Below are 23,934 nucleotides of genomic sequence, written 5' to 3'. Positions count from 1 at the left end.
TCCGCTCCAGGGCGGTTGCGTGAAGCCGCAGTACCAAAGGCAAGCTCGTACGCCGGTACTCGCGGCGGTGTTCCAGTCTGAAAGGCCGGCTGCAGCGCACCCCTGGCGTAGGAACGCGCAGTGAGCCCAGGCCGTCGGAGAGCAGAGTTGCACGAGCCGGACGTCCGGGGGCCGGCCCCGGCTGTGTTCTGCTCTTTTCGGTTGTGGCGTTCGCCGTCTCGGCTTTGCTCATCCCGGGCTCTTGCGGGGCAGGGCGTCGGCTTCCAGCGAGGCGTCCAGGACGCAGACGTGGGCGGTGATGCCTTGCCCGGCCAGATCGGCTGCGTGGTGATCGAGTTCTTGCCGGAGCCGGTCCAGGCTACGGCGGATTGACTGCGCGCGTCGGCTGTCGCCGGTGTCCCAGGCACTGCCGCCGAAGTAGACAGCCACGTACACGCCCGTCGTCCCGTGGGGGCCCTGCAGGTAGCGCTGGCCGAGCTGGTCCCGGATGGCGGTGACGACCTGTCTGTGCCAGCTGCACTTCACCTCGCCAGGCACGGACAGCGCCTGGTCGCCGCTGGTGTGGGCGAGGGCCAGCAGGTCGGGGATGTCGCCATCGGTCTTCGCCAGGCGCGGGTTGATCTCGACCTCCCGCAAGAGTGCTGCCCGTTCCCGCAGCCGTCGCTCGAGCTCACGGGCCAGCCAGGTCGACACCTCGCGCTCCTCCGCGGGCACATACCCGACCCAGTCGTTGTCCCGGCGCTGGCGGTGCCAGAGCTGGGCGCGCAGCGCCCGATCGGTGCGCAAGGCGTCAGCGATGTCCCCCAGCGCCTCGGCGATCACGGCAGCGAGTTGCTCGCGGGAGCCGATGATCCGACGGGACGGTGCGGTGAGAACCTCTCGTACTTCTGCGACCGTGGGCGGCCGCCAGGCCTGGGCGCGCACGGTGTCCCGCATCTGCACGGCGTCCGCGTGCAGCCACACGCTGCCGGTTTGCGCGGCGAGGCCGTCCAGGACGGCGGCGTGGTCCAGGGACGGCTGCGAGAGGAGCGGGCCCGCGATGGTGGAGGCGAATTCGTCGACGGGGCTGCTGCGCACGACGCCTCCGGGGGCCACTAGCTGCCGAGGAAGTGCCCGGTGTGCCCACAGGTACAGCCGGCCGCGCTGCGACGGGGTCAGAGCGGACCAGGCGTTGTTCCCGTTCCTGTGGGCCTGGCCGATGATGTCCCGCGCGAGCTGGACGTCGTCTTCGAAGATCTCGATCAGGCCGTCGAACACGGGTGGAGTCATCGGGCACGCGGCCAGGCAGGCACCTGACGCCACCGCGGTGTCCCGGTCAACGGATGCATCCCCGGTGTTGGCCGCGCAGACGGCCGCGCTGCGTTGCAGCAGGCCCAGGGCCGTCTGCGCCGTCTCTGCGGGCAGCGCTGCGGCGGCGATATCGAGAAGCGCGGCCAGGGCTTGGCCCGAGGGGCGGTCCGCGCGGAGGCGGTCCAAGGCCTGCGCGCTGAGCTGCGGCAGTCGCATATGCCTCTGATGGAAGGCGACGGCGGCAACGTCCGAAGTCAGCACCTGGGTGAGGAATCCGACCGTGGCGTCCTCGTCGTACGCGCCTGCCCGCTTGAGCGCCGACGACAGCAGCGCAAAGCCGCCCGGCACCTCCCACAGCCCGGGCAGCCACCGCAGCCAGTGCTCGACCGGCACCCGGTCGAGCAGGGTCCGGTCAAAAGCCTCGATTACCCGGCAGGCGTTGGTGATGAGGTCGGCGCCGACCTCGTCGGCGGCGTCCGGACCGGTACACAGAAACGACAGGGCCCGCTCGGCGACGGTCTGTTGCTGGGCTTTGGTCAGGGCGGGCCAGGCGGGAACAGGTCGTGCTCGGGCCGAGACGCCCACCTCATGATGCAGGGCTCGCATCAAAGCGGCGAAATCCGTCTCGCCCAAGGCGCCTTCGGCGCTCCAGCGTCCGCCGCATTGCACGGACACCTGCCGCTGACGGGCGCGTTCAGCGCGCGCGGCGGGAGCGAAGCGGGCGGACAGGGCCTCCCACCGCGGCGCGGCTGCCTCGGCCGCAGCAACGACACGGGCCGCCTCCTCTTCATCGACGGCGTCCGCCAGCGCATACAGGGCGAAGAACGCTGGCGCGCTGCCTGAGCGCTCCGCCTCGACTCGTCGCAGATCGTCCAACCACCACTCGACGTCCTCGACGCGCAGCATGCCCACGTCCCGCATCCGTGCGGCGACCGCATGCCCGTTCCCCGCCCGATACACCAGGTCCCATACCAGCTGCCGGCGGCGGTCGCGCTCCAGTGCGGTGATCTCCTGGGCGCTGACTCCCTGCAGCGAGTGATTGGCGGCCCACTGCGCGTCCAAAAGTCTCGTACCCGCGCGCCACGCACTGCTGCCGACCGCAGAGGTCTGGACAGCGGTCCAGGCGGTGCGGCCGAGCATCCGCCGCACCATAGGGTTCGCATGGGCGCCGGAGGTGAGGGGCGCGGCCCATGCCTCAAGGTCTTCGATGCTGCACCGGCCGGCCCGTGACTGGCGCGCCAACATGGCAACGACCCGCCGTCCCATGCTGCTGTGCGGCGCCCGGTCCGGCTCCGCCACCACTGCCAGCAGCCACGACATGTCGACGTGCTCCGGCCACAGCACGGCCAGCAGCTCAGCGCGCAATGGCCAGGGCCGCTCGGCGTCCGCGGCAAGACGCATCGCCCGGTCAAGGATCTGGGAGTCCTGTGTCCCCTGAAGGGCCCGGGTAGCCCATTCCGCCGCGCGGATGCGTTCGTCGTAGCCCTCTCTGCCCCGATCGGTGGAGATCCCTTCGAGCAGCTCCATGAGCTGCGCGTCGAGCTTACGCAGCCCGGTTGCCTGGATAATGAGGGCGGCTTCCTGCTGCTGCCACGCCGGCCCGCCCGCCCGCAGCAGGGGGGCGAGCTGCGCGCCGAGGCCGGCGTGCAGGAGCCCGGCGTAGCCGGAGCGAATGCCCGGTACCGGAGCGACAGACAACTTCGCCACTACCGCCCCGGCCACCCGGGCCCGCTGGGGCTCCGGGAGACCCCGCAGATCGGCCTGCACCAGCACCTCTGGCTCCGCAGCAGCCAGCCACTCCACCACGTCCGCGCGCAAAGCCGCCAACCACGCCGCGACTCCTGCCAGTTGCGGCAGGACCCGTGCTGGGTGCAATGGATCGGCCAGTAGATGCTGCACGCTCGCCAAAGCCAGGTCCTCACAGCGCCGCGCGACCAGGAACTCTTGGACGCTGCGATGCGTCCACGTCCTGCCCGCTCTGCCGTCCGTGAGCAGCGCGCTGTCGAAGACGGCCTCGAGTGCATCGAGGGCGGCTGCGGAATCGTCCACTTCGTCCAGGCTCAGGGCGCCCTCCTCCTGCAGAGGCTGGGACCGCCGGGTCACCTGGGTGCGCCCCGACAGCAGGCTGACCGCAGCCAACTGCTGTGCGGCCGAGAGCCGCTGCGTCAGCGGCGGCCCCTCCCGGCCCCGATCCGCTCGGTCCGTGTTGGCCTCTGCAGCCAGCCCGGTCACGCCCAGAGCGTAGATATGGCTGCGCTGCGACGGCATGTTCCCTTTCACGTACGCCGCCAGCAGCAGACGCAGCGTCATGGGGGAGGCCGCCAGCAACTGCACGTCGGCTGTCTTTAGCGACGTAACGAAGCCGTCCGGATCGGTGAGCTCCGTGGCCGCGGCCTGCCGGATGTCCCGCTCCGTCAGCGGCGCCAGAAGCAGTGTGGCCGAGGATGAATTAGGCCACCACTGCGCGAAAGCCGCCTCCAGCCGTCCCCGCCACACCGACCTCCTGCTGGTGATCAGCACACGCAGGCGTTCGGGATCGAGCCGGGCCAGCTCCCGCTCCAGCACGTCGGCCAGGTTGCCGATGGCGAACAGCGGCTCGTCGAAACCGTCGAACGCTAAGGTCAGATCTCCCGGTGAACCGGTCTCATGCCACCCGGCGACTGCGTCACGTATTGCCTCCCGTACCTCGCTCGGGGTCGAGAACTCCCGCAGCAAGATGGGCTCGACACGCTCACCTGAAGACGTTCGCCGCTGGATCTCCTTCTCTAACTCGAACGACTTGCCCGCCCCCGGCTCGCCCAACAACACCAGCGCCCGGCACGCCGCGAAATCTTTCAGCTCCTTCAGATGCCCGTTGAAGAAACGCGCGTCGTAGTCACGCGGATCTGGCAGCACGCCCCCGAACAGCTGGGTTTCGATCTGCTCCGGTCCCCACCACCGGCTCCACACAAGCTGATCGCCAGCAACGAACCCCACCGAACCCCCTTGACCGCCTCTACACCGCCCCGCGCGCGAGCACATCCTCACATGCGGGCACAAAGGAAGCCTCGGGACTTCGCCGACTCGCAGCACGGCATGCGCTCGCCTCAGCCCCCAACCGGTCGAAGGACAGCAGCCAATACCGTGTACCGGTGCCGACCATGGCACAGTGCGACGCTGTGCTCTGCTCGGCACTTCTCAGCGAGCTCAGCCTGCTTCGACGATCCACTCATCGGGGTTTGTGCGCTGCCACACGAGCGCGACGTCTTCGCCGAGCGACACCGTGACGCGGCGCGGCGTCCAGGGGTCCGCGTCCGCTGGCACGGAACCGTCAATTTGGAGGTCGTCCGGAAGCACAGGTCCCGACAGGACGATGCGGGCTTGGCATGTGCCCCCGCGGACGCCTGGAGAGCCAACAGAGAGCTCAGTGACTGCCAGGTCGGGTGTTACGTCTCTGCTCGTAACCACGACTATGACGTCTTCCGTAAAAGAGGTGCTCGTGCCGAGAACCCCCGGACATGCGATGAACGTGGGGAACTCCGCGGTCGCCGACTTTGGCGGCTCGGTGATCGTGGGCTCGGGCGAGGAGTCTGTGTAATTGAAGCCCGGGGGGATTTGAGGTCCCTCACTGAGCCCTTCCCGGTAAGCGGTGGTTGCTCGCTGTGATCGCGATGCTGGCACTGCGGCCCGTGGCATCCCCAAGTCCGGGCAGGCATAAGGCCCCTGGTAGGAACGATCTTGCGACAGAAAGATCCGACCGAGGGGCCTTACGTGCCGACCAGTGTCACATACACCGCCGTACTCGATGTGAAGCGGTCCACCGCCGAGCACCTGGCCCGACTGCTGCACGACCACCGGATCGCGGCCAGGACCCGCAAGGGACGGCGTGCACTGGGCTGCTTCAAGCAGGCGGTGCTCATCCTGCGCTGGTTCACCGACGGCACCCGCCTGTCCCAACTCGCCTGCGACAACGGACTGTCGACCTCCACCGCCTACCGCTACCTCCACGAAGGACTGACCGTGCTGTCCGCCGGGGCACCGGACCTCGCGACCGCGCTGGAGCGCGCGAAGGCGGCCGGGCTGACGCATCTCAACCTCGACGGCACCATCATCCGCACCGACCGCGTCGCCGCCCCCGGCCCCAACGGCGCGGACCTGTGGTGGTCCGGGAAGCACCAGCACCACGGAGGAAACGTGCAGGTCATCGCCACCCCGGACGGCTGGCCGATCTGGGTCTCACCGGTCCGGCCCGGCCGCGAGCACGACACCACCTGCGCCCGCCGCCACGGCCTGATCGACGGCCTGGGCCGCATCGCCGCCGAGCTGGACATGCCGACCCTGGTCGACCTCGGCTACGAGAACGCCGGCGACGGCTTCCGCCACCCGCACAAGAAGCCCGCGGGCGGCAAGCTGACCGAGACCCAGCAGACCTACAACAAGGTCATCCGCGGCATCCACGGCGTCTGCGAGCGCGCCAACTCCCTGCTCAAGACCACCTTCAAGGCCCTGCGCAGGGTCAGCCTCGACCCCAGCCGGATCACGCAGATCGCCGCCGCAGCCCTCGTCCTGCTCCAGCTCGAGTACGACCGCACCATCTGAACGATCACGCAACGTCATGATCCGTTACTGGCAAAGATTCACTGTCCTCCAACAGCAGCGCCGGACCCGCCACACAGGCGATCGCGAACAGTGCACCCGCCGTGTACCACCCGATCGTCGCCTTCTTAATGCTGTTCACCTCTCTCTGCGGCCCAGCGGTTCTTCCGCACACTACTCAAGAAGACCTGCTCGGTGCCGCGGGTGGTGGTCACCGACAAACTGCGCTCCTACGGTGCGGCCCACCGCGAGGTGATGCCCTCGGTCGAGCACCGCTCCCACAAGGGCCTGAACAACCGGGCGGAGAACAGCCACCAGCCCACGCGGCAGCGTGAACGCGTGATGAAAGGCTTCCGCAGCGTCGGCGGAGCCCAGCGGTTCCTGGCCGCGTTCAGCGGCATCTCGCCGCACTTCCGCCCTCACCGCCACCGGATGACCGCCTCTGACCACCGCGCCGAGATGACCATCCGCTTCGCTATCTGGGAGCAGGTCACCGGCGTCGCCGGCCTGTCTGCCGCGGCCTGAGCACGGAGCGGAAGCTGACCCCACCACACCCGACACACCGTCAGGCACTCACACCCTCAACAACGTGACAACGCCCTCGAGGGCGTTGATCGAGCCGATGATCACGGCCTGAAGGCGAGTTGAGTACGGCTCATGTGCGTTTGATGGCTTCGGCGTTGGACGTGTCGGAGCGCACGGTGTGGAACTGGCTGTCCGTAGCGCGTCGCGAGGGCCGGACGGGGCCGCGGCCGCGGCCCCGTTTCAGGGTGACGCGGGAGATTCGCGATCTGCTCGTGATGTGGGGCGGGAACGTCTCTGCGGTTCACCGTGAGCTTGCCGCTCGGGCGGCGGAGGATCCTTCGTCTGGTCCGGTTCCTTCTCTCTCGGTGCTTCATCGTGCGGTGGTGCGGGACGTGTCGGCGGGGGAGCGGGCGGGCTGCGCACGGGGGAGGCGGGCCGCCGGCGCCATGACGTGTTCGGGAAGCGGCCGCCGACGCACCGCAACGCCTGCTGGGAGGGCGATCACAAGCGGATCCCGGTGCGGGTGGACGTCGAGGGGCGGGCGGTGTGTCCGTGGGTGACGTGGTTCATCGATGTCGCGGCGAAGGTGATCGTGGGGGTGGCGGTCACTCCGCATGAGCCGTCACGTGACGCGGTGCTGGCGGCGCTGCAGACGGGGATCAGCCGTGTCGGACCTTACGGGCCGCGCGGTGGTCTGCCCGGCAGGGTGCGGGTGGACCGCGGCAAGGAGTTCCTGTGCAAGGCAGTGAGCCTTTTCCGTCCTCACTCTGAGCTGGCCAGATGCAGGGCGAGGATGGCTTGGACGAGAGCGGTGATGCGGGTGGTCGAGCATCGGAGCTTGCGGAGGAGTCTCCAGGCTTTGAGGGTGGCCATGGCCTGCTCGACGAGTGCGCGGATCTTCGCGTGGGACCGGTTGACGGCCTTCTGACCGGCGGAAAGGGTTTCCCAGCGGCCCCAGTAGGGGGTGCGGACGGTTCCGCCGGAACCCCGATATGCCTTGTCCGTCCAGCACTTGATGCCGACCGCGGCGAGGGCGTCGACGATGCCGTGTTCGCGAGCCGCGCGGACATCGTGGACGGCGCCGGGCAGGGCCAGCGAGGCCCACAGCAGCCGGCCGAAGGGATCCGTGAGGACCTGCAGGTTCATCCCGTGCTTCTTGTGTTTCCCGGAGTAGAAGGGCCGGTCCGCGGCGATGCGGTCGATCGGCAGGAGTGTGCCGTCGAGGATCACGAACGCCTTCGTCGACGCGACCCGGATCGCGTCGGCCAGGGTGGGCGCGAGGCCTGCCAGGAGTTCGACAGCCTCGGTGGCATACCGGTAGGCGGTCGTGGTTCCGATGTCGAATCCGGCTGTGAGCTGGGCATACGTGTGTCCCATCCGCAGGTGGGCGAGTGCGAGCAGGGCCTGGCGGCCGGGGTTCAGACGCCTCCAGCGGGAGCCGATCGCGCGACGGTGCTGTCGCAGACGGGTGGACAGGAAGCGCAGGGCAGAGCTGGACACGTCGACGCCCGACGGGTAGACAAGCATGCGAAGCCTCTGGTGGAGACGGTTCTCTTGGTCGAAAACCCATCTACCAGGGGCTTCGCCACGTTGTCAGCGCAGCAACCGAGGGGACCTTCCTGCGAGAGGCCCCCGCGCCCGTGGCGATGGGCATCGCCGCCGCATGTGTACCTCCGCGCGCCAACGGAGTCCGCTGTGGAGCAGAATCAACCGATCACAGTGTGACGAGGAAGGCCGTCCATGAGCTACAACGCGACGTTCCTGCAGGCGGCTCAGGCAAGCCAAGGGGTCCTCGTCCGTGGCTGGCTGGCGCTTCCTGCGCCGTCGGCCGACGCGCCCGTGCCGGAGTCGGTCGCTCAGGCGGATGTGGCGGTCGTGAACTTGGAGAACCGGCTTCGTGAGGTGCAACTGACGGCCTCCCCTCCTGTCACGGCGGCGGCCGAGGCCCTTCACTCAGCTGCCCGGGCTGCCGCCGATGCCCAGTTCGACCTGCACATGCAGAACTTCAGCAGCGCGCAGCGCCTGTGCGCTCTCGACGACGTAGCTTTCACCCGTCACACCGACGCCGTCAGGCAGGCACTGGAAGGCTTCGTCGTGGCGGCCTACCGAGAGGGCGCATCGGTGACGGCCACGGGTTCCGACCGGGCCAAGGCCGCGCGGGTAGCCGAAGCGGTACCGGTGGACGCCGCCTGGCTGATTTATCTCTCCGAGCGGATGCCGATGCGCCGCATCCCCGACTTCGTCACCGAGGGCGTCGCCTCGGCCCTGGAAGCCTTGCGGCGCGACGTCATCGACTTCGTCGACCCGGAACTCGAAGCGGCACATCAGGGACTCACTGAGACCCTGGCCTGTCTCGTCGACGAGATCAACGGCACGTTCACCCCCGACCACGACGCCGCGTATACCGAGGTCCCGCCAGAGTGGCAGCGCACCGACCCCGAACGGTACGCCCAGACCCTGCACGGCCTTTCCCAGGTCCGCGATACCGTACTTGACCGCTACAAGGAGCTGATGAACGTCATGAGCCGAAGAGGCCACCTGCCTGCACCGCAAGATCCCCAGCAAGGCCATTCGGTTCGGGTCACCGCCGGCGACAACTCGCCCGTCACGGTCAACGCCCCGTATGCGCACGCCTCCCACGGCGGCCGCGCGAGCGCCGGCCCGCCCGCACCGCCAGACCAGAGCGCCCCGGCCACACCCGCGCCGTGGTATCGCAGCGGTGTTTTTTGGGGTGCTGTCAGTGCCCTGGGAACGGTAGCTGGCGCCATCGTCGCCTATTTTGCACTCGGTAGATGACTGAGCCCGCCCGCCAGGGGCCGCAGCCCGTGGACCAGCTGGAGCAAGGCGTCCTCGACGACACCGCCCCGCTCGCCGGACTGCTGCGCCTCGCGCTCATCATCGGCGGCCACGCCGCCTCCCAACCCCTGAAACAATGGGCGCTCAACGAACTGGAGGGCTACGGAGGCAAGTCCGCCTCCAGTATTCCGGACTACCGGCGCCCGCGCGCGCCCATCCAAGCCGACTCACACTCGCTGACCTGGCAGCGTCACGGCGAAACCATCAGCGCCCTGCACCTTCCCGACATTACGAGGGGCACAATCAGCGAAGAAGTGACCATCCCCTACGGCGTCGGCCAGCTCCAAAACCTGATCGAACGGACTCCGCCCGGCCAAGCAGTCCACCTCAGCCTTCCCGGCGCGGCCGAACTGCGCACGCTGATGAGCGCGATGGAAAAATACCGCAGCCGAACCATTGTCATCGACGACCTGTACTGGGCAGTCTCTCCCTCCGTCCTGCACGGCATTCTTGACCAAGTCCGCACTCGCCTCACGCAGTTCGTCGCCGAACTGCGTTGGGTGCGGCTCTTCTCGAGTGATGATCAGGGTCAGGCCGTGAGGCTGAATGTTGCCTGGTCGGGTGTGGGGTAGAGGCGTTCGTGTTCGCGGGCCGCGTGGTAGGCGAGGTAGGCGTCGAGGTCGCCGTTGCTGGTCACGGCCCGGAGCCGGAGAACGGATTCGGCGCCGTGCAGACCCCAGCGGGCGCCGGTGATGTCGAGGCGGTCGGCGATCAGGTGCCGGCACGCTCCCTCGATCGCTCCGGTCGCGATGGGCCAGCCCTTGGCCAGGGCGGTGTCGTAGCGGAGCTGGTCGAGGTGGCCGGTGAGGTAGCGGTGGCATGCGGTGACCGCCTCGCGCCCTGACGATGTGAGGCCCGCCTGGCCGGCCCGGGCCAGGAGTTCACCAGCAACGCGGGCCGCGTGACCTGCGAGAATCGCGGTGAGACGGTCCGCGGTCCAGGCTTCCGCCTCGCGGCTGCCGGGCTTGTGGAACGCGTGCGCCGCAGCCCAGACGTACTCACTGACGTGAACGAAGTCGATCAGGACGTGGATGTCCGCGCCTCGGCGGGTGGCTTCGGCGTGGATCAGGTCGAGTTGGTGGCGGGCGCCGTCGACGAGGACGATCCAGGGCCGGTGGTGGTGCGGGTCACGGGCCTGGGCCTGGCCGAATGCGTCGGTGATGACCTGCTCGGGCGGGCGGACCAGGGACGCGGTCAGCCACTTGTTCTCCGCTTTTGGGCCTGGCCGACGGGTTCGGTCGCCGCTGCGGCCTTCGGGTGGGCCGATCACGTCGTGCGGGCGGCGCGGGGCCGGGCGGGTGTCGAAGACGCAGACGACGGTCGCCATCCGTTTCCGGTTCGGTTTCTCGCCGGGGGTGAGCCGGCCCCGCCGTCCCTGGGCCGCTGCCTTGACGGCCGCGCGGCGGGTCGCCTCCCGCAGCGCTTCGGGCCGCATGACCACCCCCTTTCCGTCGGCCTGGATCACCAGGGGCATGTCCCGGCTGCAGGGCATCGGGATCCTCGCCCGGTAGAAGCCGTCGATGTCCACGGCCGCCTCGGTGACGAGTTCGGCCAGGCGACGCTTGCCCAGGACCCTCCCGCAGCGTCGCCCGACGGCCGCGTGGGCCTGGTCGAACGAGCCCCGGACGGCCTCGGTCACGGCGAGGCGGCGCAGACCCATCGAGTGCCGGCCCGCGGGCAGCGACAGCATCTCGTCGGCCAGGTGATGGTTGGACACCCCCGGTCCCCGGTGCGCGACACGGGTGACCCGGACATGCCCGAACAGGCAGGCCAGACGGCGGGAATGCCCGGTCTCGAGCCAGGGCCTGGGCCTGCCCTCGGGCCCGGTGGGCCGGATGCTGCCCGGGTCGCGGGCCTCGCGTTCCTCGCGCAGGGCCCGCAGGTCGAGGTGGTCCTGCAGCAGCAGCCGCAGCACTTCCCGCCCCTCGGTCTCGAGGTGTTCCTCCAGCTCGGCATGGGTCCACCCCGCGGCCGGGGCCCCCGACAGGGTGCGTGTCAGCGTCTCGAAGGCGTCGATCGAGCGGGCAAACGGGTCAGTGGTGCAGGTCGTGTCGTACTGTTCCATCCCAGGGCTCTTCTCTCCTGGTTCGTTTTGGTTGGCACCTTCGAATGTAGGGAGAAGAGCCCTGTATCTATGGGGAGTTGGACGAATCCGTCCGTCGGCGGCGGGCGGGGGTGAACAGGCCGGGATCGTTCTCGTCCAGCCAGCCCCGCTCGACCAGCCGTTTCAGCTTCGCCCGCGTGCCCTCGATCTTTCCCGACTGCACCGGCAGCCCGATCCTCGGCACGATCTGCTTGGCCCGCACCGGCCCCGGCGCATCCTCGACGACCTCCAGGATGTCCCGGTACTCCCGCGGCAGGACACCCACGTCCATGCCCGGCTGCCACTTCGGCACCGACAGCACTCCCACCACCCGCCGCTCGGCACCCGCATACGCCGACACCACCGGACTGCCAGCAGGCGAAGCCGCCGGCTCCGGCACCGGTGCCGGCGGCTCCATCTCGGCCAGCACCTCGGCCACCGTCTCCCGCGTGACCCGCAACCGCTCGAGAACCGCCCGGGCCTCCTCCAGACGCCCCGTCAGCTCGGCCAGCTCCGCCTCCAGGACATCCGCCCGCTCACGCGCGGCCGATTCCCGGGCCTCCAACTCCTCGAACAACGAGCCCATTCGCCACCCCTCCTCCACCACAACGGTAGAGACGAGCAGCCCACCCCACAGCCCGATCAGCGTTCTCCCAGTTCAGCCCTTCCCTCCAGAAGAGCCGCACCCAACTGCGTTCCACGATGTCGGCTGGATCCGGCACACCTACCCCTGAACAGGTCAACAGGGCCGTCCAGAACATCAGCATCACCACCGGCGACAACTCACCCGTCACCCTCACCGCTCCGCTCACTCACGCCGACCATGGCGCAACAGCCAGCACCTCAACCGGCGCACAACAGCGCTGGTGGCAACGGCGACGGCGCTAACCCCATGCCCGTCCACCGCAGAGGCTACTGTGGTGGACGGGTACCAACACTGCTCAGCCCCCGCACCATCGAGACTCGAGCGTTCGTCACGCAGCATCCGCTGCGGCTCCTCGCCGTCTACGCCAAAGTGGCCAAGTACCACGCCTCCCGCAGCGGCCCGGCTCGGCGCCGTGCACCCCGCTCCGCGCAGCGACGACGAGAAATGGGGCTGGTGTGAGCGCGACACAGAGCCGACCGGTTGTCAGCGGCACCTCCTACGTGTCCCGCGGTCGCCATTGCAAGCGGTAGTCCTCATGGCTGGTGTGCTCCAGGGCCAGGCGCCGGAATACCTCGTCCAGCACGGTTAGGACCGGGCCGCCGCCGATTCGCGTAAGCGCGTCGGGTGCCTGGGAAGCCTTCACCGCTCGGTCGTACATCTCGAAGAGGGCGTCCCATCCTCGCTCCTTTGGGAGTCCTCGCGATGGGTCGTTGGCGACGCGTTCAGCGCTCCGGTCGCGCAGGAACTGCACCAGGTCGTCTGTTTGCGTCATGAGCGCCCTTTGCTGTCGTCGGGACCGAGGCTGCGAGTAAGTTGGTAGCGGTCCGTGTGGCTCTTCTTCTTCAAACCGCCGGAGACCCCGGTGCCTCGGCACTTCATACGTGCCTCGGAGCCACAGGTCGGGCAAGAGACCTTCCGCGTGATCTCTTCGTCGGCTGCGAGGTATTGGTCGTCCTGGCAGCGTTGTCTCTCGGTCGCCTCTTCGTTCTCGCGCTTCCGGCCCTTCAGACCGTTGTACGCATCCATTGCTTTGGCTACGGCGATCGTCGAGTCGGTGCCAGAAGCCAACTCGTGAATCACCGTGAGAAACCGAGGGCAGCGGGGTCCTGGTGCTCGATCGGCTGGTACTCCTGCACCGAGTGTGCAAGGTCCGCCTTGAGAGTGGCGAGGTCGGAGGCGAACTGGAGAGGGTTGACTGGAGCGTCGGTCATGGCGGTCATCCTTCCGTACTGCGACGGTCCGTCAGTGCCGTTGTGAAGATCTCGCCGTACCACCGGTTGACGCCGCTTAACGTGTCGGGCTGGGGTCAGCGGCGGGGCTGGTCGGGCGTGCGGCTGCAGGAGAGGTCGGCACGAATACCCAGGTGATGGACAGACCAGTGAGCACCAGCACGGTTTCCGCGCCGACGCCGGCCCCTCGCGTGCCCGTGTACGCCCGCCGTGCACACAGGCGGCCAGGAACAGTTATGCCGGTTCTGTCCGAAGCAGGTGGCTTGATCATTACCAGCAGCGTGCAAGGGTTCTTTGTCCACCGCATGCGCGGTGGTAAGTGTTGCCTCGCTGTCCTGTGACGAGCACTCGGGGTAGGGGCGACAGGGGGAAGAGATGCTCGATGGTGACACCGAGGCGGAGTCGGCGCTTCCGCCGAAACTGATGCTGTCCGGCGCCCAGTTGCACTTCCCAAGCCAGCCGAGCCCGAAGAAGATGGTCTTCGCCTACGACCCGGACGAGTTCGAGGAGTTCGTCAAGGAGTGGGTCCCCGCCCTGGGTACACGGTACGCGCGCGTGGAACGGCACGGAGGTTCCGGAGACCACGGCGTTGACGTCGCCGCCTACCTGACACGGCAGGCGATGGAGGGGGAGTGGCACAACTACCAGTGCAAGCATTACGGTGACGCGCTGACCTGGTCGAAGGCGGCACCCGAGATGCGCAAGCTGTTCGCGGCCGTCATCCAGGGCCATTACACCCTGCCCAGCCGCTACATCTTCACCGCGCCCATCATCGGCCGGTCCCTGGTCCGGCAGTTCGCCAAGCCGTCCGAAACGCGAGCGAAGTTCCTCGACGAACTCGCTACCACCGGCGATACTGTCATCAGGTCCCTCGACCCGGCCCAGCGGCAGGCAGTGCGAGACCTCGCGGCGAACACGGACTTCTCCCGGTTCGAGACCATCGACATGGACGCCATGCTCGAGTTGCACCGCACCACCCCTCACTGGGCGGAACGGTTCAACCAGCCTCTGCCTGCCCGGCCGCAGATCATGGCGCCGCCCCACGAGCACACCCCTGACGAGACTCGCTACGTCCAGCAGCTTCTCGACGTATACCGGGAACGATGGGGAGACGAGGTTGGCACTCTGGAGAAGACCGTCGGCCATCCCCAGGCGCGCGACCATCTCCACCGGCAACGGGAGGCCTTCTACAGTGCCGAATCTCTGCGTTTGTTCGCCCGGGACTCGACGCCTGAAGGGCACTTCCAAGCCATCGTCGACGACGTGCACACCATTGTCGTGGAGGTGGCGGACGGCCTGCATCAAAACGGCTGGGAGCGTCTGCGGGCGGTGCTGACAGCGGCCGGTCAAGTCGCGCTGACGGAGACGATTCTCGCCAAACAGGTGAGACCTTTGGACCGGAAAGGGGTATGTCACCACCTGGCGAACGATGACCGGCTTACCTGGTGCCAGGGAGGTCACGCATGAACCCGCTCAACAGCCCGCTGGAGGTCGGAGTACGTGCGCTTGCTCTGCTCGCGGAGAGTCACCCCGAGCCGATGGACCTGACGCAGCTGGTGGTACTCGACTATGCCCTCCTGCACAGCGCCGAGTTCGACGGCCCCCCGAGCCTGCACCCGGACCTGCCTGCCCGCACCGGGGAACTCGGAATGAAACGCAGGCTCCTGGAACAAGGCTTGCTGGTCCTGATCCGAGCGGGCCTGGCTGGCATCGAAGCGCACCAAGACGGCCTGAAGTACCGGGCGACGGAACGAGGCCCGGCGTTCATCGACATCCTCGAAACCCCCTACGTGGAGCGTTTACGCGACCGAGCGGAATGGGCCGTCCACGAGTACGCGCCCCACATCGACACGGACACGGCCACCCGCGAGCTGATCAACCGCCCTGCCGAGAGCCGCCTGACGTCCGGGGCCACCCATGGCTGACCTGCGACTGCTCCACCTCACCTATGCCGGCTCCGGCAAGCCGACCGCACACGTATTCTTCGACGACGACATCACTGTCATCTACGGTGCCTCTGACACAGGCAAGTCCTTCATCGTCGACTCCATCGAGTACATGCTCGGCGGCGCCGACCTCACTCTCATTCCCGAGGCCGAGGGCTACAGCCAGATCCTCCTCGGGCTGCGCATGCCCGGCGGCAACCCCGTCACCCTGGTACGCCGTCCCGGCAGCACTGCGGTGCAGGCTCACTTCGCCGACCTCAGGGAGCTGGTGACCCGAACTCCCGACCGGGACCTGACAGCGGTCCACACCGCACGCAGCACCCGTAGCCTGTCGATGTTCCTCCTGGACGAGCTCGGGCTGGGCGAGGTCACCATCCGCAAGAACGAAGCTGGCGGCACCCGCGCGCTGACCCTTCCCGATCTTGCGTACCTGGCCGTGATCACCGAGACACGCATGGTCGACCCGCTCTCCCCAGTCCTGCGCTCCCACGCCTCCTCCATCAAGACCGCCGCCACGTCGGTGATCAAGTTCCTCCTCACCGGCGAAGACGACCCGGTCATCAGCACCGGACCCAACGCAGGTCAGCGCCGCGTCAACAAGGGCCAGATCACCCTCTTGGACCAGATCGTCCTCGACCTCACCGGCAAACTCACCACCCAGGAAAACGAGACACAACTCCAGCAGCGGCTGACACGCATCCAGACCACCGTCGACACCCAGTCGCAATCACTGCGCGTCATCAGTGACCGGCACGTCACCGTGGTCACCCGCCGCATGCAGACATCCCAGGAACTTGCCGCACTCGAAAGCCGCCTGACCGAAGTCACCGACCTCCTCACACGGTTCCGGCTCCTCGAACAGCAATATCGCTCCGACCTGGAACGCCTCGCCATGGTCAGCGAAGCTGGCAGCCTCCTGGGCTTCTTCCGCGTGGGAACCTGCGTCTTCTGCGGTGCCGAACCCGAACACCAGCACCCCGACCACAGCGCACAGGAGACCACCCAACTGCACGAAGCCGTTCAAGCTGAATCCGTCAAGACCACCACCCTGCTCGCTGACCTCCTGCCTACCATCACCGACCTGAGCACCCAATTCGACGCCCTCCGCGACCGCAGAGAAGAACTGCTGCGACAAGCCAGCCAGCTCGACACGGACATCGACATGGCTGAAGACCAACTCTCACCGCTACGCGCACATATGGACGAACTTCTCGCGGCTCGCTCGGCCGTCGAACGGGAACTCGAACTACACTCACGCATCAATGAACTGCAAGACCGCCGCTCGAAACTCGACGGCGAAGGCGCTGTCGCGTCCACCCGCCCGGCCGAACATATCCCCACCCGTGTGCTCAACGCCTTCGACACCGTGCTTCGGCAGACCCTGGAGGCGTGGAAGGTACCGGCTGTCGACTTCGCCGAGTACGACCAGTACGCGGCCGACATCCGCGCCGGGAGCCGACCCCGTGCCGGACGAGGCAAGGGCGTACGCTCGGTCCTGCACTCCGCCTTCACCACCGCCCTTGCCCGGTACTGCATCGAGCATGACCTCCCTCACCTGGGGTTCATCGTGCTCGACTCGCCAGTCGTCACCTATCGGGAGCCGGTGGGGGAGGACGTCGACATCACCGGACATGTCGTTGACCACTTCTACCGCCACATGGCTGTCTTCCCCGGCCAGGCAATCATCATCGAGAACGGCGACCCGCCGGCCGACGTGCTCTCCTCCGCCACCTCCTACCGCTTCACCGGCTCAGACGAGGGCAGGCTCGGCTTCTTTCCTGCAACGCACCCCGCGCCGCCGGACAACGGCTGATCGACGACGCTCCCGCGCGCCACACACTGACATGGGCGGTGCGTCTCGCGCCGACCAATGGGAAAGGACGCAGGCCATGGCGGGGCCTGAACGGACCTTGGTAGGAAGTCAGTCGGAGCCCTGGGCAGGGGCGCCGGGGTCGGCTTCCAAGGTTTTGTCGACGAACTCACTCACCAGGCGCCTGACCTGGAAGGTAGGTACGATCTGCTCCCACTGTTGCGGGGGCGTGTGTCCCCAGCAGTGGAGCCGGAAGCGGACCGAGCCGTCTTCCTGTGCTTCGCCCCATGCGGGCGGCTGTTGCGCGCAGGAACCGTGGGATTCGATGACGAGTCCGCGAAGCACGATGTCAGGGTGGTGTCGCGTGGGCACGGTCCGTTCACGCAGGCAGCCCTTGCACCGCAGGAGATGTTGCATCGCGCCCGGGCGGTCGATGAACCGGTAGCCGCCGCCTTCGTATGTGTTGCAGCTGGCGCACACCGGCCCGCGGACGAATCCGTGCTCGTGGCAGTGATCCCAGTACATGGCCTGCCGGGGACCGGTACACAGTACGCACAGGAACGCGTCCGGCTGTGAGTTCTTCGGAAGCGATGCATACAGCCTGCCCCGCAGATGGCCCTTGTACGGCCGGGCGGCGGCACTGGTGCACGACGGGCACAGTGTGGTGTAGCCGACGACGCTGGAAGTGCGCCACTCCCAGATGTCTCCGGTGGCGCCGCACCGGCTGCAGCGGGCAGCTTGTTCGGCGGACTGGGCGGTGATCTGATCCGCCCGGTCGAGGAGGGCGGCGTAGGCGCGCGGGACCATCCAGGTCGTGCCGGACCAGGTCAGCAGTGGCAGGGGCCTGGTGAACGCGATGGCCTGCTGGCCGTAGCGTGCCTCGACCTGTTCCCGGGTTGCCCCGCACCCCAGTCCGTGCTGGTTCGGCCGGGTGCGGCCGCAGGGTTGTTGGCCTTCGCAGTGGCAGCCGTTGGCAGACTGGTCCTCGTAGGCGGCGTTGACGAACCAGTTCAGGATCTGCGAACGCCACGTGCGCCCGTGTTCGGCGGATGGGAGACGTGCGTCGACCAGGTCGCCGAGGTCGATCGCGAGCGAGGCGAGCTTTTCGCCGGCCTTGCGGATGTCTCGTTCGTCCAGTCGCCACCGGTTCTTGTGCTTGTAGCCGCGGACGGCAACATCTCCGATGAGCACGTGGTCGCTGGTCTGGAAGGCGTAGCGGGACATCTCTGCAGGGGCCGCCGGAACGGGGCAGCCGGCGGTGAGTTCCTCTAGCAGCCGGCCCGCGTATTCGGGGCTGATCATCGGCATGGTGTGTCTTTCCTTGCACGTGTTGGGGGAGGAGGGCGGGCGGGGCTGTGCGGAGGGGCCCGCGGCGGTCCGCGGATGCCGGTGCTGCGCAGCCCGCGCTGAAGGGCCGGATGAACCTGCCGCGATGCCCAGAACGTCACAGACACGGTGCGGCCCCAGGCCGTTGTGGAGGCATCGGTTCCCATCCGCCGGTCAGGGAAGCGGCCCTGGCCTCCTCGACCACGGTGCGGGGGCGGCCGTCGGTGAGGAGACTGGCGCGGTCGCTGTACTCGGTAGGCCGCGCCGCAGCTCGGGCAACCGTCCACAGGCCGTCACCGCTGGTGCCGTCTGCTGCGGTGAGCAGCCACCGCCGCAGCGGATCCGTCTGTGCGGCTTCCCGGGGATGGACCCGGGTACGGGCACTCAGCCAGTCCGCGAGCCACGGCCTGCCGATCCGGCGGCCGACCTCCTGGAGGAACACCCCCGCTGCCGCGGCAGCTCCCGCGGCCGCGACGCTCGCGCGCAGGCGCTGCTGCCAGCGCCAGTCCCCGAGCAGCCGGGCGACGGCAATCGTTTCCGGATAGACCAGCAGCGCATGCGGCACCACCGCCACCGGCGTGCACCCCGTGACCGCGGCCAGCCGGCGCGCCCGGTTCCGCCAGATCGTCTCCGACTTCCATTTCTGCACCTGCCATGACCACACCACCGCTGCGGCGAGGGCCACCACGTCCCCGCCGCGCGGGTGAGTCCGCACGAGCGCGACGTGGTGCCGGTGAGCCGCAAGGATCTCGGGCAGGGGCTCCAGCGGGATATCCGCCGGCTTTCCGGCGTGCGCGAGAAGCCAGCGCCGATGGCGCCAGCAGACCTGACCGGCAGCTCCCGGGTACACCAGCACGGGCTGCTCGGGCCGCCAGGCCCGCCCGGTACACCTGAGGCAGGCCCCCACCCACGCCTCACACGGCACGGACCACATCGCTCGCGGCACCTCGTCGTCCACGAGCTGGCCGTGCGTGGCGGCGAGACCGGGCAGCAGACCGGTGAGCCGGGAGAGGGGGAGACCGGTGAACCGGGCCAGGGCTCTGCGCGCCGGCGCGTTGAGGAACAGTTCCCGACCGGTGCCCGGGGCGCCCGTCACCTGCACACGATGCGGGCCGCACAGGATTCCCCGTAGCAGGTCCTGGACCGGCAGTCCGTATGCGGCGGCCGTTCTCCGGATCCACGAGCCGGTCAGTTCCCGCGCCACGGGCGGGATCCGAACGAGCGTGGGCGCTGGAGCGGGGGAGTGCACCGGCATCGTCCTTTGCGGCAGACAGCAATGAGGGCAGGGCAAGGCGCCGACCATGGCCGGTGCACCCCGTAAAGAAGAGGGAAATGTGAGAAGAGACGAGGAGAGACCTCCCGGGCGGCGGGCACCCCGGGACGGTCGGCTAGCCGTTGCGGCGTTGCCGGCGGCTGGCGCGTGCCGCGTTCGTGGCCTGGATGTCGAGCACCACCTGCGACAGCTGCTGCTTCGTGATCGCGGTGTTCCCGTCCAGGACGGAACGGATCGCGGCCTCCCGGATGAGGTGAGAGAGGCTGGACATCACACCGCCGGTCAGCCGGTGGATGTAGTCGGCGTGGCGCGCCAGCGTTCCGGTCCGGTGACGGGCCAGCCGCAGGGCCATCTCCATATCCCCCAGCAGCTCGCGCCAGCTGGCCTTCTGTTCAGGGGTGCCGTTGAGGAGCGGGGGAGTGCGAAGGATCTTGCACCGGGCGGCGAGCTGGGCGCCGCGAGGCCCGGTCAGCAGCGGAGAGTTCTCCACGTCGACACCAGCCAGCACGAACGTCGCAGGCACCCGCTCTGCAAGCATCTTGAGCTGATCGGAGGTGTCCGCGCCGGGCCGGGTACGGGTGTTGAGCAGATGCACGTCGTCGATGAACACCAGCCGGGTACGCCGCTCGCACAGTACGTGGCACACCGCGTTGGTGATGGTGTTCTCGGTCATCCGGTCGTGGACGGGGATGCAGGCGAACCGGGCAAGGACCTGGACCAGACTCTTGGGCGTATAGGTGGGCGGGATGGAGGCGAACGCCACTGGCATGTAGCCCTCGTGGTCCGGCTGGCGGCGTCGTTCGCTCAGTTCGAAGGCCCGGCCGAGTTCCATGAGCGTCGTCGACTTTCCCGCTCCCGGCGGCCCGGACACAATGAGGCCGCGCCGGGCGGTTCCCCGCTGCCGGTTGTTCACCAGCAGCGTCAGCTTCAGCTGTGTCAGTGCCTGGTCCATGGAACGTGTCTTGAGGGTGACGAACTCGGAGTGGTAGTCCAACAGCCTCTTGCGGTTCCAGGACGGATCGTCCACCGGCGGCGCAGCCTTACGCGGGCGGGAGACGTCTGCCTGCCACAGGGCGCAGTTCGTGACCGCGCCGGGAGTGACGTCGTCGTCGAAGAAGTCGTCGCCTGCGACGGCGGTTACGGCAGCCATTGGTCGTCCTCTGGGTTCAGGTTGCTGACGATGAGCGACGGCTCATCGGGGAGACCGAAGATGTTGTCGTCCTCGTCGGGTACGGTCTCGTCGTCGACGTCGGGCGCCGCGTATACGCCGGCCAGCCCGAACGAGGGTGCGGGCACGTCCAGCACGTTGACCTCGCCCGCGGGCACCGGCACCGCGCCCGAAGCACGCGACTTCGCCACCACCCGCCGCTCCACGGCGGACAGCTTCTCCTTGCGGGCGGCCCGCCTGAGGAAACGGTCAAGGGCCAGAGCCAGTTCGGCCTCATGTTCCTCGCGTGAGCCGGTGCGCTCGACCACCTTGCAGATGTGCTCCCAGACATGATGCGTGAACGGGAGACTGACCGAAGTAGCATGGATCCACCCCACCTCACGAAACCCCTCCGGGAGCCGGACCCAGATCCGGACGGGGTCGTAGGGGTTGTAGTGCACCTCCCACAGGCCGCGCTTCGCCCGCACCCCGGAATCCTGTCCGCGGTGGCCGTTGAGGCAGGCGTCATCGTAGGTGCGGTAGCCGAACCGGATGCCGGCGTCGGTGATCGCCTGCCAACGCACCGGCAGCAGCTCCACGAAGTCCTCCGTCGACAAAGGCACCGGCACGTACCCTGTGACCGGCAGCAGCGCCGCCCACATCTGGTTGGGGGTGAGCGCCCTCTTCGGCATCAGTGGGTGACGCAAACCCGCATGCGGGCGGTGATGCCAGTGCACGAGGAACTCATCCCACAACGCCTGGAGCTCGGGCACGGTCCACAGCTGCTCCTGATCGACTTTGGAGCCGCGCTCACCCACGTTCGAACCGGTATAGCCGGGCAACCACTGACAGAACAGCGAATTGACCGAACCGAACGGCCGCTCCACATGCCCCTTGGCCGGCCCGTTGGCCGGAGGCACGGGCTGCACAGAGATCCCCAGGCTCTCGCACGCGGCCCGAGTGGCCGCCGATATGAACACCTTGCCCTGGTCGACCACGACCGTCTCGGGCATGATCACCGGCCGGGCCGCCGCATCCTTCAGACGCTCATCCACACCGGTCAGCCGCTCGTGCGGCACAACCGACGCGGCCATCGACAGCGCCGCAGACCAGCCGGGCCGCATCACCAGCGGTGTCATCATCTGGGCCAGCAGCACCGCCACGTCGGTCAGCTTGCTTCCCGCCGGCCGCAGCACCCCCCACATGCTGCGCGTCGCCACATCAACGGCGGTGGTCAACTCCAGCCGTCCCACCACGCCGTCGTCCAGGACGACCAGCACGTCCAGCGGCGTGCTGTCGAGCATCACCAACTCCCCCGGACGCAGCGCCAGCGTCGGCCGAAACGGCGGACTCGGACGCGCAGCGCGGGCACGCCGCTGCCTCACCGTCCCCTCCAAGCCGAGGGAAACCTCCACCGCATCGAGAAGCTTGTTGAACGTGGACGGCGGGGGAACCTCCACCACCTTCTCGCCGTGCCTATCCTCCAGCCACCACTGCACCTCCCGCCGCATCCGCTTCTTCCACCCCCGCGACCGAGAACGCAGAGCTTCATGGGGCAGAAGCGCACACAGCGCCTCCACGACCCGGTCATCGGCCCGTTCCAGCCGCGTCGAACCACGGCGCTTACGGACCAACCCCCATACCCCGTCCGAGTGGTAACGGGTGCGCCACCTGCGCACCGTCGCCCGACTGACGTTCTTCCAGCCCAGCGCAGCAAGTTCCCCCGCCTTGGCCTGCTCCCGCTGAGCCAGCGTCGTGGACGCAGGGTCGAACTCGAGCTTCCCCGGGCCGACACCGCCCGGGATGGGACACCCGGTCTCGACCTCACGGACGTGCTGCTCAATGGCGAACGCACGCCACTGCTCCGCTTCGGACACGGTCGACAACAACCCCATCTGCGGCACCCGCAGACGCCGCGGCCCGCCCGCCATGGCGAAGCCGGGATCGCCGAGCAACTCAGTCAGACCGAACACCGCCAAAGAACCGTCCCCGTCCTTGCCGGCCAGCCAGATCCGCGCACCGCCCGTCATGCATCCTTCGACCCCAGCGACGGTCCACTCCCGGCCGCCGTGCCGCACACCGATACCGATGTCGAGTACCGGCCGGCTCACCACACTGCCTCCGCCCCCGAGGCCACTGCGACGGTCCGCTCGTGCAGCACGCGCTCCAACGGCACACTCAGCACGCCGGCCCACAGGGCGTGAAACACCGACGGCCACACCGCAATCGGATCGCCCAGCCGCCGAACCCCCTCCAGCAAAGGCAACGGTGTGCGAAAGCACGCGGCGACCTCCTGCAACCGGCCCCCGGCACACCGCGGATGCCGATACCCGGCCAGCCAGCGCACATTGGCCTCCACCACGGGCGACGGCGGCCCGACCAACCGGTAGTGCCAGCCCGCCGCAGCGGCCGCAGCCTCAACGTGCGCAGCCCGCCGGACCAGCCGCCGGCCCGCCCCGGACTGACTCGCACAATCAACCAGCAGTCCACTGCCGTCCGTCAGACGTGCCATCAAATGGGGCGCGTGCGACACAACCTTTCCGCCCCGGCCACGCCACACCAACTCCACCGGCCGACAGGCCAACGCCGCAACCCCCGGGTCGTGGTCCAGCATCATGACCTGCGTGCGCATGGCCTTGAAGCCGTAGTGCACCAGGCGCCGGTCAGTAGCCGACCACCACCAGCCCGGCGCCGTGCGCCGGCCCTTGAGTACCGGAAACGCCCGTATCGGCAGACACCCCTCCAGCACACGCTCCCCGGCAGCCTCCAGCCACGGCACCTCACACTCGACTCCGGCAGGATCCACGAACCGGGCCGTCATACGCGCCGGATCAGCTGAGCGACGGCCGATGCCGAGTGCGGCCGTGAGTCCAGGCTGCTGCTGTGCTGCGGAAGACAAAGGGATCACGAACAACTCTCATGTACACAGGAGGAAATCAGGATGAAAGACACCGGCTGAGAGTCGAGGCAGCTGCCCAAGACACGGTGCCGCAGAAGAAACTGGCCCTGGCCCACGACGGCGAGTCATGGCCAGCACGCCGCGCTTACGCCCAAAAGCACCGCACGGCTGCGAGAAGAGAAAACAACGCGGCTCAGGCACAGGCCATTTCAACGCCGCGCAGTGGGGTCCTACCGTCGCCCGAAACATGGACAGGACTCCCACCCGAGTACCTGCAAGGGCACGCACAGCGCAGTGGCGCTCATGAGGAAGCTCTGCAGCACCCCGCT

General features: G+C 68.3%; 17 protein-coding genes and 1 pseudogene. 7 read left to right on the top strand and 11 right to left on the bottom strand.

Going from position 1 to position 23,934, the window contains the following annotated elements; translation table 11 throughout:
• Positions 1-228: 228 nt before the first annotated feature.
• Positions 229-4,266 carry an NACHT domain-containing protein gene (locus ACTWJ9_RS31210; RefSeq protein WP_443296033.1) on the bottom strand — a complete coding sequence of 1,346 codons (4,038 nt, stop codon included), beginning with the start codon at positions 4,264-4,266 and terminating at the stop codon, positions 229-231.
• Positions 4,267-5,040: 774 nt separating this feature from the next.
• Between ACTWJ9_RS31210 and ACTWJ9_RS31205 the strand changes: the two genes are divergently transcribed.
• Together ACTWJ9_RS31205 and ACTWJ9_RS31200 are read left to right on the top strand one after the other, a co-directional pair.
• Entirely contained in the window at positions 5,041-5,868 is an 828-nt protein-coding gene (locus ACTWJ9_RS31205; protein WP_279334668.1) for an HARBI1 family protein, read from the top strand.
• Positions 5,869-6,012: 144 nt separating this feature from the next.
• Positions 6,013-6,390: pseudogene (locus tag ACTWJ9_RS31200) on the top strand (IS6 family transposase); the annotation flags it as partial.
• Positions 6,391-7,152: 762 nt separating this feature from the next.
• Here ACTWJ9_RS31200 and ACTWJ9_RS31195 read toward each other — a convergent pair.
• Positions 7,153-7,917, bottom strand: a complete 765-nt coding sequence (locus ACTWJ9_RS31195; protein ID WP_443296032.1) for a transposase family protein — start codon at positions 7,915-7,917, stop codon at positions 7,153-7,155.
• 213 nt (positions 7,918-8,130) lie between these two features.
• Here ACTWJ9_RS31195 and ACTWJ9_RS31190 point away from each other — a divergent pair, with 213 nt between their 5' ends.
• Both ACTWJ9_RS31190 and ACTWJ9_RS31185 read left to right on the top strand, forming a co-directional pair.
• The gene (locus tag ACTWJ9_RS31190) at positions 8,131-9,186 is read left to right on the top strand and encodes a hypothetical protein (RefSeq protein WP_443296031.1); all 1,056 of its coding nucleotides are present in this window, start codon (positions 8,131-8,133) and stop codon (positions 9,184-9,186) included.
• Positions 9,183-9,818, top strand: a complete 636-nt coding sequence (locus tag ACTWJ9_RS31185) for an AbiTii domain-containing protein (RefSeq protein ID WP_443296030.1) — start codon at positions 9,183-9,185, stop codon at positions 9,816-9,818. The genes ACTWJ9_RS31190 and ACTWJ9_RS31185 overlap by 4 nt, the downstream gene beginning before the upstream one ends.
• Here the strand turns inward: ACTWJ9_RS31185 and ACTWJ9_RS31180 are convergent.
• From ACTWJ9_RS31180 to ACTWJ9_RS31165, 4 genes are all read right to left on the bottom strand, one after another.
• Positions 9,776-11,311 carry an ISKra4 family transposase gene (locus tag ACTWJ9_RS31180; protein ID WP_443296029.1) on the bottom strand — a complete coding sequence of 512 codons (1,536 nt, stop codon included), beginning with the start codon at positions 11,309-11,311 and terminating at the stop codon, positions 9,776-9,778. The two genes, ACTWJ9_RS31185 and ACTWJ9_RS31180, sit on opposite strands and share 43 nt — an antisense overlap.
• Positions 11,312-11,378: 67 nt before the next feature.
• Positions 11,379-11,915, bottom strand: a complete 537-nt coding sequence (locus ACTWJ9_RS31175; protein WP_384213063.1) for a hypothetical protein — start codon at positions 11,913-11,915, stop codon at positions 11,379-11,381.
• An 828-nt stretch (positions 11,916-12,743) separates the two neighbouring features.
• Positions 12,744-13,055 carry a zinc finger domain-containing protein gene (locus ACTWJ9_RS31170; protein WP_443296028.1) on the bottom strand — a complete coding sequence of 104 codons (312 nt, stop codon included), beginning with the start codon at positions 13,053-13,055 and terminating at the stop codon, positions 12,744-12,746.
• Positions 13,052-13,186 (bottom strand): hypothetical protein, encoded by a 135-nt coding sequence (locus tag ACTWJ9_RS31165; RefSeq protein ID WP_443296027.1) that lies wholly within the window; start codon positions 13,184-13,186, stop codon positions 13,052-13,054. Before ACTWJ9_RS31165 ends, ACTWJ9_RS31170 begins: the two co-directional genes overlap by 4 nt.
• Positions 13,187-13,579: 393 nt before the next feature.
• On the opposite strand from ACTWJ9_RS31165, the gene ACTWJ9_RS31160 reads away from it, so the two are divergent.
• The 3 genes from ACTWJ9_RS31160 to ACTWJ9_RS31150 are packed head-to-tail and all read left to right on the top strand — an operon-like array spanning position 13,580 to position 16,963.
• Positions 13,580-14,671: an ABC-three component system protein gene (locus ACTWJ9_RS31160; protein WP_443296026.1), complete on the top strand. Its 1,092-nt coding sequence runs from the start codon at positions 13,580-13,582 to the stop codon at positions 14,669-14,671.
• A complete protein-coding gene (locus ACTWJ9_RS31155) occupies positions 14,668-15,129 on the top strand; it encodes an ABC-three component system middle component 2 (protein ID WP_443296025.1) in 462 nt (153 codons plus the stop codon). The genes ACTWJ9_RS31160 and ACTWJ9_RS31155 overlap by 4 nt, the downstream gene beginning before the upstream one ends.
• Positions 15,122-16,963 (top strand): hypothetical protein, encoded by a 1,842-nt coding sequence (locus ACTWJ9_RS31150; RefSeq protein ID WP_443296024.1) that lies wholly within the window; start codon positions 15,122-15,124, stop codon positions 16,961-16,963. Before ACTWJ9_RS31155 ends, ACTWJ9_RS31150 begins: the two co-directional genes overlap by 8 nt.
• Before the next feature lie 108 nt (positions 16,964-17,071).
• Here the strand turns inward: ACTWJ9_RS31150 and ACTWJ9_RS31145 are convergent, their stop codons facing one another.
• The 5 genes from ACTWJ9_RS31145 to ACTWJ9_RS31125 form a co-directional block, all read right to left on the bottom strand.
• Positions 17,072-18,268, bottom strand: coding sequence for an endonuclease domain-containing protein (locus ACTWJ9_RS31145; protein WP_443296023.1), 1,197 nt, complete (start codon positions 18,266-18,268; stop codon positions 17,072-17,074).
• Positions 18,269-18,404: 136 nt separating this feature from the next.
• Entirely contained in the window at positions 18,405-19,541 is a 1,137-nt protein-coding gene (locus ACTWJ9_RS31140; RefSeq protein WP_443296022.1) for a TniQ family protein, read from the bottom strand.
• Between the two features lie 133 nt (positions 19,542-19,674).
• Complete coding sequence (locus tag ACTWJ9_RS31135) at positions 19,675-20,709, bottom strand: AAA family ATPase (protein ID WP_443296021.1); 1,035 nt, start codon at positions 20,707-20,709, stop codon at positions 19,675-19,677.
• On the bottom strand, positions 20,697-22,817 hold the full coding sequence (locus ACTWJ9_RS31130) for a transposase (RefSeq protein ID WP_443296020.1): 2,121 nt from the start codon (positions 22,815-22,817) through the stop codon (positions 20,697-20,699). The genes ACTWJ9_RS31135 and ACTWJ9_RS31130 overlap by 13 nt, the downstream gene beginning before the upstream one ends.
• The gene (locus ACTWJ9_RS31125) at positions 22,814-23,527 is read right to left on the bottom strand and encodes a TnsA-like heteromeric transposase endonuclease subunit (protein ID WP_443296019.1); all 714 of its coding nucleotides are present in this window, start codon (positions 23,525-23,527) and stop codon (positions 22,814-22,816) included. The genes ACTWJ9_RS31130 and ACTWJ9_RS31125 overlap by 4 nt, the downstream gene beginning before the upstream one ends.
• Positions 23,528-23,934: the final 407 nt, after the last annotated feature.

The sequence above is a fragment of the Streptomyces sp. GDS52 genome, assembly GCF_052246875.1.
Taxonomy (GTDB): Bacteria; Actinomycetota; Actinomycetes; order Streptomycetales; family Streptomycetaceae; genus Streptomyces; species Streptomyces cathayae.
This window is presented reverse-complemented; position numbering and strand designations above follow the sequence as displayed.

Excerpts from the sequence above, each read along its gene's own strand:
- ACTWJ9_RS31155 (WP_443296025.1), top strand. The coding sequence starts at position 14,668 with ATGAACCCGCTCAACAGCCCGCTGGAGGTCGGAGTACGTGCGCTTGCT.
- ACTWJ9_RS31145 (WP_443296023.1), bottom strand. The coding sequence starts at position 18,268 with ATGCCGATGATCAGCCCCGAATACGCGGGCCGGCTGCTAGAGGAACTC.
- ACTWJ9_RS31190 (WP_443296031.1), top strand. The coding sequence starts at position 8,131 with ATGAGCTACAACGCGACGTTCCTGCAGGCGGCTCAGGCAAGCCAAGGG.
- ACTWJ9_RS31185 (WP_443296030.1), top strand. The coding sequence starts at position 9,183 with ATGACTGAGCCCGCCCGCCAGGGGCCGCAGCCCGTGGACCAGCTGGAG.
- ACTWJ9_RS31150 (WP_443296024.1), top strand. The coding sequence starts at position 15,122 with ATGGCTGACCTGCGACTGCTCCACCTCACCTATGCCGGCTCCGGCAAG.
- ACTWJ9_RS31195 (WP_443296032.1), bottom strand. The coding sequence starts at position 7,917 with ATGCTTGTCTACCCGTCGGGCGTCGACGTGTCCAGCTCTGCCCTGCGC.
- ACTWJ9_RS31160 (WP_443296026.1), top strand. The coding sequence starts at position 13,580 with ATGCTCGATGGTGACACCGAGGCGGAGTCGGCGCTTCCGCCGAAACTG.
- ACTWJ9_RS31165 (WP_443296027.1), bottom strand. The coding sequence starts at position 13,186 with ATGACCGACGCTCCAGTCAACCCTCTCCAGTTCGCCTCCGACCTCGCC.
- ACTWJ9_RS31175 (WP_384213063.1), bottom strand. The coding sequence starts at position 11,915 with ATGGGCTCGTTGTTCGAGGAGTTGGAGGCCCGGGAATCGGCCGCGCGT.
- ACTWJ9_RS31125 (WP_443296019.1), bottom strand. The coding sequence starts at position 23,527 with ATGACGGCCCGGTTCGTGGATCCTGCCGGAGTCGAGTGTGAGGTGCCG.
- ACTWJ9_RS31180 (WP_443296029.1), bottom strand. The coding sequence starts at position 11,311 with ATGGAACAGTACGACACGACCTGCACCACTGACCCGTTTGCCCGCTCG.
- ACTWJ9_RS31135 (WP_443296021.1), bottom strand. The coding sequence starts at position 20,709 with ATGGCTGCCGTAACCGCCGTCGCAGGCGACGACTTCTTCGACGACGAC.
- ACTWJ9_RS31140 (WP_443296022.1), bottom strand. The coding sequence starts at position 19,541 with ATGCCGGTGCACTCCCCCGCTCCAGCGCCCACGCTCGTTCGGATCCCG.